Below are 13,379 nucleotides of genomic sequence, written 5' to 3'. Positions count from 1 at the left end.
TATTATGGAAACTAAAATTTGATTTATTAGGATGAGCGAGGTTGAATCATACTTTGGTATTGATGAATTAATAAATCTAACTGCTGGCTACATGAGATGATTTCGTTCGATTGAAGGTTCGATTCTAATGCTAATTTATTAAGCTTGTCTCGATTTTTTTCGATATCATTCAAAAGTCTGTCGATTGAGGCATATTTTTTCATCTTTGTAATCCCCTTTACAAAAATATAAGTTTGTTCATATACCTTTATAAAAACTGTTCCCAAATAAATTGTATGATAAACATAAAAAGGAAGAAATTTTAAAAATTCGTGGTAAAATAAAAAATAAGTGAAACTTGTATCGAATTGATTCGTAAACCATAGTAGAGAATAATAGGGGATTTGCAATGGATAAATTAGTGAAAAGGATCATAAAGGAAGTGAAGAAGGGTGACGAGCAAGCATTTGCTGAGCTAGTTGAACTTTTTAAAGATAAAGTATATCAAGTGGCCTATCGTATGGTTGGTAATTCTTATGAAGCCCAAGACGTGGCACAGGAAGCGTTTCTTCGTGCCTATACAAATATTGAACAGTATGATATTAATCGGAAGTTTTCTACTTGGCTATTTCGAATTGCCACTAACGTAGCGATTGATAGGTTACGAAAAAAGAAACCAGATTATTATTTACAAGAAGAAGTAAAAGGGGCCGATGGGCTGACATATGAATCCCAAATAGCGACAGATGAAGCTTTACCTGAGGAGCAGGTCGTGACATTAGAACTTCAAGAATGGGTTCAAGATGAAATTAATCGGCTACCTTTAAAATATCGAACTGTTATTATTTTGAAGTACATTGAGGATTTATCGCTTAAAGAGATATCTGATATTCTTGATATGCCTGTTTCGACAGTGAAAACGAGGATACACAGAGGACGGGAAGCTTTAAGGAAACGGATGAAGGATGTATAGAGAGGAGGAATGAAGATGCGATGTGAGCGTCAGTATAATGAACTAATTGATAAATATTTTGATGGAGAAGCAACAAGTGAAGAAAAGCTTGAATTATATAGACATACGGAGAAATGTGAAATATGCCGTGAACATGTGAATCAATTAAGAAAGGCGATTGCCTTTGTTCAAAGTGCTTCACATATCGAAGCACCTGAGGAGTTTACGAATAAAGTCATGGCGAACTTGCCAAAAAAGAAGACGACATCAAAATGGAAGGGGCATTTAAGAAAGCACCCGCTCATAACAGCTGCTGCTATCTTTTTTCTCCTAATGACAGCAAGTATTACGTCAATGTGGTTTGAAAATCAAGAAGGGATTTCTGTAAGTGGTCCTGGCAACGTAATTGTCGACCATGAAACCGGCCAAGTTATCGTTCCGGAGGGAGAAATCATTCATGGTGATTTAACGGTAAAAAATGGAAATTTTATTGTGGAGGGTGAAGTGAGAGGGAATGTTCTATTAGTGAATAGTGAGCCTTACTTAGCTTCTGCTGGCCATGTTTCAGGAGAAATTAGTGAAGTAAATCAAGCTTTAGAGTGGGTTTGGTACCATATAAAATCATTTTTTACAGAAGTTGTCTCGATAACGAATAATAATGATTATGAAGATTAAGTGTGATTTCTATTGTTTATTTGCCTCAGGTGCTTATAGTGCCTGGGGTGTTTTTTTAAGGTTTAGGGGACGAACTAAGGGGGCTGAAACATCTTCATCGCAACATTAGTAGTAAAGTCTAAGATCGTTAGGTTTTTTTGGAAGGGTGGGTCGAGTATATTTGGTGAACGTTATTTTGGCACTACTTGTGTTAGAATCTCTTAAATTCTCTATTCCATTAAAAATGAAATGGAAATTGGCCTAAATCCTTGTTATGACAGTAATCGTTCGGATTCGGTTGTGAAGGGAAACTATGCTATAATAAAGAAAAGTTAAGGAAATAAAAGGATGCATTTAGTGGTATTTGCTTATACTAGAAAGACATTCCTATTTCCTAGAGTATACTTTCATAAGATTTGGCTAGTTGTTAACTTTGATGAAGGTGGAAGCTGGATTTCTTTACTGAAAGGAAGAGCCTTTTTATTTTTTTACATTTTTTTAATAGTTGCTATAAAAGCATAAATGAAAGCAAAGATAGATAACTGGATGATTTGGTTTGGAGGGTAGTCATGTTCCCATTTTTAGAAGATATCGTTATATTTGAATATTTAGGTCAAATTGTTGATATTTTACTTGTTACTTACGTTATATATAAATTAATTATGATTATTCGTGGAACGCGGGCAGTGCAATTAGTAAAGGGAATTACGGTGGTTCTTGCTGTCTGGTTCATTAGTCGTTTATTTGGTTTAAGGACATTAGAATTTATTATGACTCAAACGGTGACTTATGGGGTGCTGGCGGTCATCATTATTTTCCAGCCGGAGTTACGAAGAGCCTTGGAACAATTAGGGCGAGGAAGATTCTTTTCTGGCCGAAGTGCCCCACAGGAGGAAGTGAATCAGCGCTCGGTTGAAGCGATTATTAAAGCTTCTACATACATGGGGAAACGCCGAATCGGGGCCTTAATGTCAATTGAAAGAGAGACAGGAATGACGGATTATGTGGAGACAGGCATTCAGATGAACGCTAACTTAACTTCTGAGTTATTAATTAATACGTTTATTCCAAATACGCCACTCCATGATGGGGCTGTCATCATAAAAGATAATCAAATTCTAGCGGCAGGCTGTTATTTACCACTTTCTGAGAACCCTTTTATTTCAAAAGAATTAGGGACAAGGCACCGTGCGGCATTAGGGGTAAGTGAAGTGACCGATTGTTTAACGGTTATTGTCTCCGAGGAAACTGGAAGTATTTCTTTAACGAAAAACGGAGAGTTGCATAGGGATATTGATGAGGATAAACTAAGAGATCTCCTAAAAGATGAGCTAGATAAATCAGTACCGACCCAATCTTCTCGTTGGCAGTGGGGAGGGAAGAAAAATGGATAAGTTATTTAACAGTCATTGGTTCGTTAAAATCATTTCCTTTTTTATTGCGTTAATGCTTTTTACGATGGTGAATTTAGATAATGTTAACAACCAACCCGGATTATTACCGACTTTATCGTCAAGTACACATACAGTTGGTGAGGTTCCTTTAACGGTTTATTATGATGAGGAAAATTATTCGTTAATCGATCAAACGGAGACAGTCCAAGTGACATTAACAGGGAGTCAAACGGCGATTCAGATGTTTCAAATGATGAGACCAAACTATGAGGTTTTTGTTGATGTTACGGCTCAAGAAGAAGGCACGCATACATTACAAGTGGAGCATCGAGGTTTTCGAAATGATGTTACAGTAGCCATTGTACCTGAATATGCAAGAGTTGTTTTACAAGAGAAGCAGACATACTCTTTACCGGTAACGGTAGAGTTAGTAAATGAAGAAGAAGTTGAGGAAGGTTATTCTGTTGGCACACCGATTGTCACGCCTGTTAACGTGACGGTTAAAGCAGCAAGGGATGCCGTGGCGGAGGTTGCAACTGCTAAAGCATATGTTAATATAAGTGAGGCAGATGGTTCTATAGAAGATACGGTTCCAGTTAAACTGTATGACCGTAATGGCAATGAATTATCGCTTGAAACGGAGCCTTCCATTGTTGAGGTAAAGGTGCCGATTACGAGTCCAAATAAGACCGTACCAATTAAAATCACGCGTGAAGGTGAATTGCCGGATGATTTAAGTTTGGAATCTTTAATAGTTGAACCGCGAGAAGTAACGATTTTTGGACCTACAGAAGTTATTGATGAGATTGATGTATTAGAAGGCATCATTTTAGATTTATCCGAATTAGAGGATGGAGAGCCAGTTGAATTGGAGATTCCTTTGCCAGAGGGCATTGAACAAGTAGAACCAGAAACGTTAATGGTAACCCCGACGATTTCAGAGAAAGTGGATAGAGAATTTGAAGATTTAAGTTTAGAGATTGTGGGTGAATCTGCCGGTACAACGGTCTCGTTAGCGAGTGGAGAACCGTCTACCATTTCGGTGGTAGCCCGAGGAGCTCTTAGCCGACTTGAAGAACTAACAAGAGAAGACATCCAAGTGTTTATTGATGTTAGTCAAGAAGGAGAAGGCGAACACGAGGTCGAGGTCCAAATTAATGGACCAAGAGACTTTGCTTTTGTAGCTAGTCAAAATAAGATTACGGTGAATATCAGGCTAGAAGAATCTGATGATTGATAGGTCTTGAAGGAGAGAATGAATAATATGGGAAAATATTTTGGAACCGATGGTGTTCGTGGTGTGGCGAATACCGAATTAACACCAGAATTAGCTTTTAAATTAGGAAGAATGGGTGGACATGTGTTAACGAAAGATACGACACATCCACGAGTGGTTATAGGGCGAGATACAAGAATTTCAGGAGAAATGCTTGAAAGTGCGCTTGTGGCCGGATTATTATCAATCGGAGCTGAGGTAATGCGACTTGGTGTTATTTCAACTCCAGGTGTGGCCTATTTAACAAAAGCTTTAAGTGCCAATGCAGGTGTGATGATTTCGGCTTCTCATAACCCTGTTCCTGATAATGGGATTAAGTTTTTTGGTCCAGACGGATTTAAATTAATGGATGAACAAGAGGCGGAAATTGAAGAGCTACTCGATAAAGCTGATGAGTTACCACGCCCTACAGGAGGAGCACTTGGACAAGTAAGTGATTATTTTGAAGGTGGACAGAAGTATCTTCAGTTTTTAAAACAAACGGTGCAACAAGATTTCTCAGGGGTTCACGTAGCGCTTGACTGTGCCAATGGAGCGGCGTCTTCCATTGCCCCGTATTTATTCGCTGATTTAGAGGCGGATATTTCGACAATGGGAACTTCACCAAACGGAGTAAACATCAATGAGGAGTGTGGATCAACACACCCTGAGAAGCTGGCAGCTTTTGTTGTTGAAAAAGAAGCCCAAATCGGTCTTGCTTTTGACGGTGATGCTGATCGTTTAATTGCGATTGATGAAAAAGGAAACATTGTCGATGGGGATCATATCATGTTTATCTGTGCGAAGTTTATGAAGGAGCAAGGCTGGTTAAAGCATGGAACGGTTGTCTCGACTGTCATGAGTAATCTTGGCTTTTATAAAGGGTTGGAAGCAGAAGGTATTGAAACAAAACAAACGGCTGTTGGCGATCGTTATGTGATGGAGGAAATGAGAAAAGGTGACTTCAATCTTGGTGGTGAACAGTCTGGCCATATTATTTTCTTAGATTATATTACGACTGGCGACGGTTTGCTTTCGGCGCTTCAACTCGTCAATATTATGAAAGCGACGAATAAACCATTATCTGAATTAGCGATGGAGATGGAGACGTTTCCACAAGAGCTTGTTAATATCCGTGTGACAGATAAACATGCGGTGACAGATAACGAAAAGGTCAAAGAAGCGATTACAAAAGTGGAAGAGGATATGAATGGGGAAGGCCGCGTTCTCGTTCGTCCTTCTGGAACAGAGCCATTAGTACGTGTGATGGTTGAAGCGAAAACAGAAGAGCTTTGTCAACAATTTGTCACATCCATTGCTGAAGTCGTTGAGGCGGAAATGGGCTTAAACGAATAGCTTAGAATGATATGCATAAGTGCACCTTCCCGGACACTTATGCATATTTTTATGATGAGTAACGAAAAATACTCATACCACTAGTAATGATTTTGTAAATTGACGTTCGGACAACTTTACGATATGATTAAATTCGATTCTATGATGGAAAGGTGGATTAGGATTTTAATCATGATTGAAGCGCCAGGACTGTTTTTGAACGGAAAGAAAAGCAGTTGACGAGGTGAGGGTTTATCGATTTTTTCGGCGGATGCCCTCCGGTTGCCGCATGACGACCGTTAAGCTTTTGTAAAAAACGAAGAGGTGACTCTTTGGACAAAATCAAAAGCTGCATGCCCATAAAAAAATGAAAAGAGTGGGGGCGAGTATGTCCCTGAATGATTGCTTGCCCCCAATTATGGGAGGTAACTTATTATGTGTGGAATTGTCGGTTATATTGGAACAAATGATGCGAAGGAAGTTCTTTTGAAAGGTTTAGAAAAGCTTGAATACCGTGGCTATGATTCAGCCGGGATTGCCTTAGTTGCGAAAGAAGGAATCGAGGTATTTAAGGAAAAAGGACGGATTGCGACTTTACGTAGTGCGGTTGACGAAAAGGCTGCCGGTACAGTAGGTATTGGGCATACACGTTGGGCAACACACGGAGAACCAAGTCGGATTAATGCACATCCACATCAAAGTAAAACTGAGCGATTTACATTGGTTCATAATGGAGTCATTGAAAACTACGAACAGCTATCACGCGAATATTTAACAGATGTTCAACCAGCAAGTGACACAGACACGGAAATCATTGTGTTATTAATTGAGAAATTTGTTGGAGAAGGCCAATCTGTTGAAGCCGCATTTAGTCATACATTGTCTTTATTAAAAGGCTCTTATGCGATTGCTTTATTAGATGGGGAAAATAGTGAGATCATCTATGTCGGCAAAAGTAAAAGTCCTTTATTAATTGGTGTTGGTGATGATTTTAATGTGATTGCATCTGATGCAATGGCAATGCTACAAGTGACAAAGCAATTTTTAGAAATCATGGACGAAGAATACGTGATTTTAAGTCGCGATCATGTAGTAATTAAAACATTAAATGGTGAAACAAGAACACGTGAGCCATTTACTGCTGAATATGATGCAAGCGATATTGAAAAAGGCACATACCCTCATTACATGTTAAAAGAAATTGATGAGCAGCCTTTTGTGATTCGCAACATCATTCAACAATACCAAAATGAAGACGGAACAATTCGTTTAGATGATGATATTCGTGACGCCATGAAACAATCTGATCGTATATATGTAATTGCGGCAGGAACGAGCTATCATGCTGGTCTTGTTGGAAAGCAATTAATAGAAAAAATAGCAAAACGTCCAGTAGAAGTGCATATTGCCAGCGAGTTTTTATATAATATGCCACTTTTATCGGAGAACCCACTCTTTATTTTTATTTCTCAAAGTGGAGAAACGGCAGACTTACGTGGTGTGTTAGTCGAAGTGAAAAAACATGGATACCAAGCCTTAACGATTACAAATGTTCCAGGCTCCACACTTTCACGTGAAGCAGACTTTACGTTACACACTTTTGCAGGACCAGAAATTGCAGTAGCCTCCACAAAAGCTTACACGGCTCAAATGGCTGTCTTTACATTACTTGCTGTTGATACAGCGAACGCACAAGGAATTGAGCTTGACTTTGATCCATTACAAGAGCTAGGTATTGTCGCCAATGCGATGGAAGTTCTAACCGATCAAAAAGAAAAGCTAGAAAAAATTGCTCGTCATTATTTAGCGGTATCAAGAAATGCCTTCTTTATCGGCCGTGCCGCTGACTACTATGTATGTCTAGAAGGAGCCTTGAAGTTAAAGGAAATCTCTTATATCCAAGCAGAAGGATTTGCCGGAGGAGAGTTAAAGCACGGAACGATTGCCTTAATCGAAGACGGTACACCAGTTATCGCTCTAGCAACACAAGAGCACGTAAACCTAAGCATTCGCGGAAATGTTAAAGAAGTCGCTGCACGTGGCGCAAGCCCATGCATCATCAGCATGGAAGGAATGAACGAAGAAACAGACGCATTCGTCATCCCAGCCGTCCACGAATTCTTAACACCACTTGTGTCGGTCTTACCATTACAGTTGATCGCTTATTACGCAGCCTTACATCGTGATTGCGATGTTGATAAACCACGTAACTTAGCTAAGAGTGTAACGGTGGAGTAGGTTTGGGGAAGCTGTTTGTGAGTTATAATTAATCCTGTCACTAATTACAACAACGAATATCACTTAATTATAAGATAAGGTGACAGAAAATGATAACGTGATACAGCAGAAAATGTTGCTGTATCACGTTTTTTATGGATTGGAATATTTCTATTTGATAATAAAACATAATTGAACTTGGATACGCTTAACAGAAAAAGTAAAATCGAATTATAATAAACTTTGTCACTTTTCGGTAAGAACCTACTATTGGTAGATTGTTTTCTCCTTATTCTAAACTTCCTCTTATCTTTTTGTATTAGCTTGTGGGTTATGCTGTATAACCCTTGCCAATAAACCAATAACCATAGTCCAAAAAATAATAAAGCAGTCGATAAGTAAGTATCTGCAAAGTTACCTAAACTTCTAATGAAATATTGTGCAGTTGCATACTTCTGGGCAGGGGCAGATAGTATCATCAGTACAACTAACAACCCAATGTATGCCCATCTTAGTTTGGAGTCTCCAGGCTGCCACTTAGAAAGAGTATTTTATCTTATTCAGTATCTTTACTTTTATTTCCTGATTTTGTTAAACTATAGGCGGTAATCCACGATGTAATCGGAATAATTAATGCCACACCGATGCCCGCCGATAGAATAGTAATCATTTCGGCAACAAACACCTTGGAATTTGCTATTTCACCAATTGAATAAGATAATTCCTTAAACCAAATTAGGAGTCCTAAATAGGCCCCGAAAAAGGCAAAGAACAAAGTGTTTGTGCTTGTTCCGAGTATATCCTTTCCGATACTAATACCGGCTAAGAATAAATCTCTTCTATTAATATTATGATTATGAATGTAAATTTCTCGCAGCGGGGAAGAAATCGAAATGGCCACATCAGTAATCGCTCCGATGGTACTCATAATAACCACGGCCGCTCCAATTTTTACAAAATCTACTCCTAGATGCAAGGAAAATACAGTAAGCTCATCTATTTCTTCCTTTCCAAAACCTTGGATCATCGTATTTTCTGTAATGATAATGATAAACAAAAGTAAAATGACCGTCGTAATAATCGTAGCAATAAAGGCAGTTATCGTTTTACTATTAAGTCCATTAATGTAAAAGAGGTTGATACAACTGACCACAGCACAAGCTATTAACGTTAAAAGTATCGGATCAGCATTAGGAGCTGTCATAAATAGAATCGTTAAAAGTAGAACGAATAGATTTAGAAATATGGCAATAAAAGAGCGTAAGCCTTGTTTTCCACCAATAACGATCATTAAGAGAAATAAAATAATGGCTAACGTTACTAACATATTCATGCTTTAGCCCTCATTCGATTTACAAAGAAAATAGAAGTGTATAGCCCAATCGGAATTGCTAGCACAATCCCAATCCCACCAGCTAATGCCCGAGCCAATTCTAGTGAGAGATTAATCGAAATGGTATAGCCAAAGGGAACACTATTCATAAAATACAGTATTAGTATTGGTATAGAACCACTAATATAGACGAAGAATAAAATATTTGTCATGGTTCCCATTATATCTCTTCCAATCCCCAATCCTGAAGTTTTGAGAGCTTGAACTGAAATTTTCTTATTCTTTTCATAGAGGCTGAAGATGGAAGAAGACATCGTTATTGCTATATCCATTACAGCGCCTAACGACCCAATTAATACTCCCACCATAAACATCATTTCTGGTGGCCGAACAAAAAATTGCATTCCCTCGTATCTAAGGCCTGCTCCTTCTGTTATTGCCATGACAACATATGTAATGATTAATAAACTAAAAGTTCCTAGTAATGTCGCTACAACTGCTGCATACGTCTTTAGATTAAATCCATTAACAATTAGCAAGGAAATTACCGTAAATAATATGACACTTATACAAGAGATAACAAGCAAATTGATTTTGTAGGTACTTAAGTATAAATCTAAAGCATAGGATAACAAAATTGCATTAATCACCAAGCTCACAAGGGAAAATAAGCCTTGTTTTTTACCAACTAAAAGGAGAATAAAGATAAAAATCCACGCTACATACAGTACATATTTATCTCGCTTTACATCTTCAATGGTTCCTGTTAAATAAGTACTTCCATCTTCTCTTTCATCTATAGTGACAAATACCTCGTTCTCTACTTCATATTGTTGGTCATAGGCACCAGACGTTGAATACTCATTAACTAACTGGATAAGCTGGCCTTTTTCCTCTCCATTTTTTATTTCCGCTAGTATTGTTTGAGTGAAAAGGATATCCTTATTTCCATGACGATCTATCACTTCACTTGACGCTACTAAATTCGTTTCTACCAATTGTGCAATCGAGCGTTCATATAATGAATGATTGTTCTGAACAAAAGAGAGGGATGCTACAAAACAGATACCTAAAAGGATAAAAACAATAATGTATTTATTGTTTCTTTTAGTAAAAAAAGTTCGTTTAAATTTCAAAGAAAGACCTCCAATTAAATGAGAATGCAACCTTAGCCTATAATGCTGGAATTAGAATAACAGGAATTAATTCTCACCGTCAACTGGTTTACAATCTTCTCTCTTTACGAAAGAACCAATTATTATTGAAGGAATATTCGGTACAAATCAAATTAGAAAAGGAGGAGAAATCGATTGTTTTGGGGAAGAATGGATTTAAAAAATTTAACTAAATGAATTGTAATAGCGTTAAACCTCGAAGGTTTAACGCTATTGTTGTTGATGTTCTAAAGGAGTAGAAACGCTGTAAGAATTAAAGTTGATAGAAGACAAGTTTGAGAAGAAATAAACTTAAACTATAGGTTTTTTAATTAAAGAAGCTATCAAATATAGTGTAATAAATTTAATGCCTTAGAAATAGAAAGAATATATGAATTTAACTATTTAAAAGTGGTCTTTTCCTGAAGGTACATTAATAGTTCGACTTGTAATTTCTAAACGTCTGCCCTCTCCATAAAATGGCAAGAGCAATCATTAATCCAACAATAGAAAAGGAAAAAATGATTAATTGAATATCAAATCCACTAGAAACGAGTAAAGTTACGCTTGCATAGGCAAGCGGATCAAACCCGTTCATTGCTAAGAAGACAATACTCATGACCCTTCCCATAATGCGGGGATCCGTATCTTCTTGTGCTGAAGTGAAAAATGGGATGGCCACAAATGTCATGGTAAATCCTATTAAGAACGCTAATGCTGTCAAAATATACAAATTAGGAATTTGACTAAAGGCTATAGCTACGATTAATGTTGCAATTAATCCAGCAATCGAGGTTAATCCCCTCCGGCGTATTTTGACCACACCGATTATGACTGTACTTACTAGCATCCCAACCCCTAAAGCAGCTTCGATGTAACTAAGGTTAATAGGTGTCCCTCCATACGTCTCCACTAAAATCGGGATGGCAATGGATATCGCTCCAAAGGCAAAGAAGTTTAACGTAATTAAAATAAGGATACCTGTCATTAAAAATTTACTTGCTTTTACATAGGAAAACCCTTCGATGAGATCTTTAAGCGGTGTTTGTTTAATTGTATTGTCTACGGGACCTTCATTTAAGAAAGGTGGAAACATAAAAAAGGCAGACAAAAGAACAATAATAGCCGAGACTAAATAACCAGTTGTTACGCCAGCGAATTCCATAACACTCCCAGCTATAATAGGTCCAATAACAAAACCAATCTGACCCAATCCCTGAATAACGGCATTAGCTTGTTTGATTTGGTTTTTCTGTACTATTTTTGGGATTAAGGATGTCCCAGCTGGTCCAGAAAAAGCATCTAATGTTCCAAAAAAGAATCCCAAAATAATCAGGTATCCAAAGGTTAATTGATTGGCATTGTTCAATAAAAATATGATAACTAGTAATACTCCTTGGATTGAACTCGTACTGAACATAATGGTCGTCTTCTTGAATTTATCCGCGAGAACCCCACCAAAAGCCATCATGAGAATACGTGGCACAGTAATGGCAATAAGTATAAGGCCCAATGAACTAGCAGAACCTAAATCAGAAATGACAAACCAAGTTGTTGTCATAAAAAACATGCTAAAACCAATAATCGCTAAAAAACCACCAATAAATAGAAATATAAAAGGGCGATTTCGAAATAATGATTGTTGTTCCATACATAACCTTCCTCTCAAACTTAATATAGAACCAATCATAGCTTGTGACGTAATGTCGTAAGCAAGCTTTTGTTTTTTTAGCTTAAATATATTATTAAAACGATTAACAGGGATATTGATTGCGACGTTACGTCACAGTATATAATTCAGTAAGGAGGGAGGTCTTAATATGGAAGTAACAATTGGTCAGTTTGCAAAATTAGTAGGTTCAACGGTGAGGACACTACGGTACTATGATAAAATCGGGTTACTTACTCCGAAAAATTTGAATAAAAATGGTCGAAAAGTATATACACGATTAGACTGGGAACTTTTTCAGCAAATAATGATTTTAAAACATTTTGGTCTATCTTTAATTGAAATAAAAGAACAAATGACTAACCAGAAGTTAAAAAATCGAGAGTTATTGTTAGTACAGAAGCAGTTAATTGAAAAAAAACAAGCGGAATTAAATGATAAGTTAGAAGTAATTACAAGAATGGAGCGGCTATACAACATTGAAGGGATTTCTGAGGAAGAATTAGATGAATTTGCTTTTATTATGCTTGATTTATTTAGGCGGGAAAAATCACAAATACAAGTATGGGAAGAACATTTTATAGCTGACAAGCAGCTCATAAAAGAAATAAAGTTGCTTCATGATCCTGAATATAAAGAGAAAATAGATAGAGAAACATGGCATTTAATTCAAGCGATTAGAAATGCTATTCAGTCTAATGATTCAACAAGCAGAAAAAAAGTACGAGAAATTCTAACAAAAATGGATAACTTATTTCCAGCGAGTAAACGCTTTTTAAATCTTACTGATGATGATCATTTTATTTCCAAGCACACTCATGAGTTTAATAATTATTTCCCTGAAGACATAGCTAGATATATTTATAAGGAAATGAAAGCGTATTATGATGATAAAGAAAATAGTAGAGGAAAAGATAATAATAAGTAAGATAAAATGGGTTCTTCTAATTTAACGTAAGATGTGGGTTTGTGAGGTATCTTTGTCAAAGCTACATACGGAGGTAACCCAATTAAAAAATCGGTATCCAAAGTAGATGAAAGAGAGAAGGGGGAAAACAGGAAAGCGCTATGAACTCAACCTTCATTCAATCGTAAAATTAATATAAATTCAGGCTGGATTCAATACATTATTAAATATCTTTTAGAGTATTATAAGGAGTTGATTTAGGGAGAATTCAACTGTTAAATGGTTAAGAAGAAGTAATCTAAAAAAGAAACTATAGCTGCTTAATCCATTAATTAAACGTTTATTTAAAATGAAAGTTTTCTTATTTTATCCATAGTGTCTCGGTCATTGAGGGATTAACAAATACGGTGATTGCCACGGTTCCGGTTGGAAATGAACCATGGGGGATTGGAGTGAACCCTTAGTTAAACATGAGAGCGGGAAGCAGATAAAAGCCCGTGAAAAAGGGATGACTTTTTCACGGACTTTAT

General features: G+C 37.0%; 12 protein-coding genes. 8 read left to right on the top strand and 4 right to left on the bottom strand.

What is annotated here, in order from left to right; all coding sequences use genetic code 11:
- Positions 1-26: 26 nt before the first annotated feature.
- Positions 27-203 carry an aspartyl-phosphate phosphatase Spo0E family protein gene (locus AA0017_RS18290; protein ID WP_413376825.1) on the bottom strand — a complete coding sequence of 59 codons (177 nt, stop codon included), beginning with the start codon at positions 201-203 and terminating at the stop codon, positions 27-29.
- Between the two features lie 185 nt (positions 204-388).
- Here AA0017_RS18290 and sigW point away from each other — a divergent pair, with 185 nt between their 5' ends.
- The 6 genes from sigW to glmS all read left to right on the top strand — a co-directional run bounded on the left by sigW (position 389) and on the right by glmS (position 7,807).
- Complete coding sequence (gene sigW, locus AA0017_RS18285) at positions 389-952, top strand: RNA polymerase sigma factor SigW (protein WP_413376823.1); 564 nt, start codon at positions 389-391, stop codon at positions 950-952.
- A 15-nt stretch (positions 953-967) separates the two neighbouring features.
- Entirely contained in the window at positions 968-1,606 is a 639-nt protein-coding gene (locus AA0017_RS18280; protein WP_413376821.1) for a zf-HC2 domain-containing protein, read from the top strand.
- Positions 1,607-2,154: 548 nt separating this feature from the next.
- Complete coding sequence (gene cdaA / locus AA0017_RS18275; protein ID WP_413376820.1) at positions 2,155-2,979, top strand: diadenylate cyclase CdaA; 825 nt, start codon at positions 2,155-2,157, stop codon at positions 2,977-2,979.
- Positions 2,972-4,216 (top strand): YbbR-like domain-containing protein, encoded by a 1,245-nt coding sequence (locus tag AA0017_RS18270; protein ID WP_413376818.1) that lies wholly within the window; start codon positions 2,972-2,974, stop codon positions 4,214-4,216. Before cdaA ends, AA0017_RS18270 begins: the two co-directional genes overlap by 8 nt.
- Before the next feature lie 27 nt (positions 4,217-4,243).
- A complete protein-coding gene (gene glmM, locus AA0017_RS18265; RefSeq protein ID WP_413376816.1) occupies positions 4,244-5,590 on the top strand; it encodes a phosphoglucosamine mutase in 1,347 nt (448 codons plus the stop codon).
- Between the two features lie 414 nt (positions 5,591-6,004).
- Positions 6,005-7,807: a glutamine--fructose-6-phosphate transaminase (isomerizing) gene (gene glmS / locus AA0017_RS18260; RefSeq protein WP_413376814.1), complete on the top strand. Its 1,803-nt coding sequence runs from the start codon at positions 6,005-6,007 to the stop codon at positions 7,805-7,807.
- 535 nt (positions 7,808-8,342) lie between these two features.
- Here the strand turns inward: glmS and AA0017_RS18255 are convergent.
- From AA0017_RS18255 to AA0017_RS18245, 3 genes are all read right to left on the bottom strand, one after another.
- A complete protein-coding gene (locus AA0017_RS18255) occupies positions 8,343-9,119 on the bottom strand; it encodes a YibE/F family protein (RefSeq protein ID WP_413376812.1) in 777 nt (258 codons plus the stop codon).
- A complete protein-coding gene (locus AA0017_RS18250; RefSeq protein WP_413376810.1) occupies positions 9,116-10,255 on the bottom strand; it encodes a YibE/F family protein in 1,140 nt (379 codons plus the stop codon). The genes AA0017_RS18255 and AA0017_RS18250 overlap by 4 nt, the downstream gene beginning before the upstream one ends.
- 451 nt (positions 10,256-10,706) lie before the next feature.
- Positions 10,707-11,924, bottom strand: coding sequence for an MFS transporter (locus AA0017_RS18245; RefSeq protein ID WP_413376808.1), 1,218 nt, complete (start codon positions 11,922-11,924; stop codon positions 10,707-10,709).
- A gap of 169 nt (positions 11,925-12,093) precedes the next feature.
- Here AA0017_RS18245 and AA0017_RS18240 point away from each other — a divergent pair, with 169 nt between their 5' ends.
- The gene (locus AA0017_RS18240; RefSeq protein WP_413376806.1) at positions 12,094-12,870 is read left to right on the top strand and encodes a MerR family transcriptional regulator; all 777 of its coding nucleotides are present in this window, start codon (positions 12,094-12,096) and stop codon (positions 12,868-12,870) included.
- Between the two features lie 347 nt (positions 12,871-13,217).
- Positions 13,218-13,313 (top strand): hypothetical protein, encoded by a 96-nt coding sequence (locus AA0017_RS18235; RefSeq protein ID WP_413382707.1) that lies wholly within the window; start codon positions 13,218-13,220, stop codon positions 13,311-13,313.
- The last annotated feature ends 66 nt before the right edge of the window (positions 13,314-13,379 follow it).

It is taken from the genome of Alkalihalobacillus phoenicis, assembly GCF_047302405.1.
Classification (GTDB): domain Bacteria; phylum Bacillota; class Bacilli; order Bacillales; family Bacillaceae_D; genus Alkalihalobacillus.
This window is presented reverse-complemented; position numbering and strand designations above follow the sequence as displayed.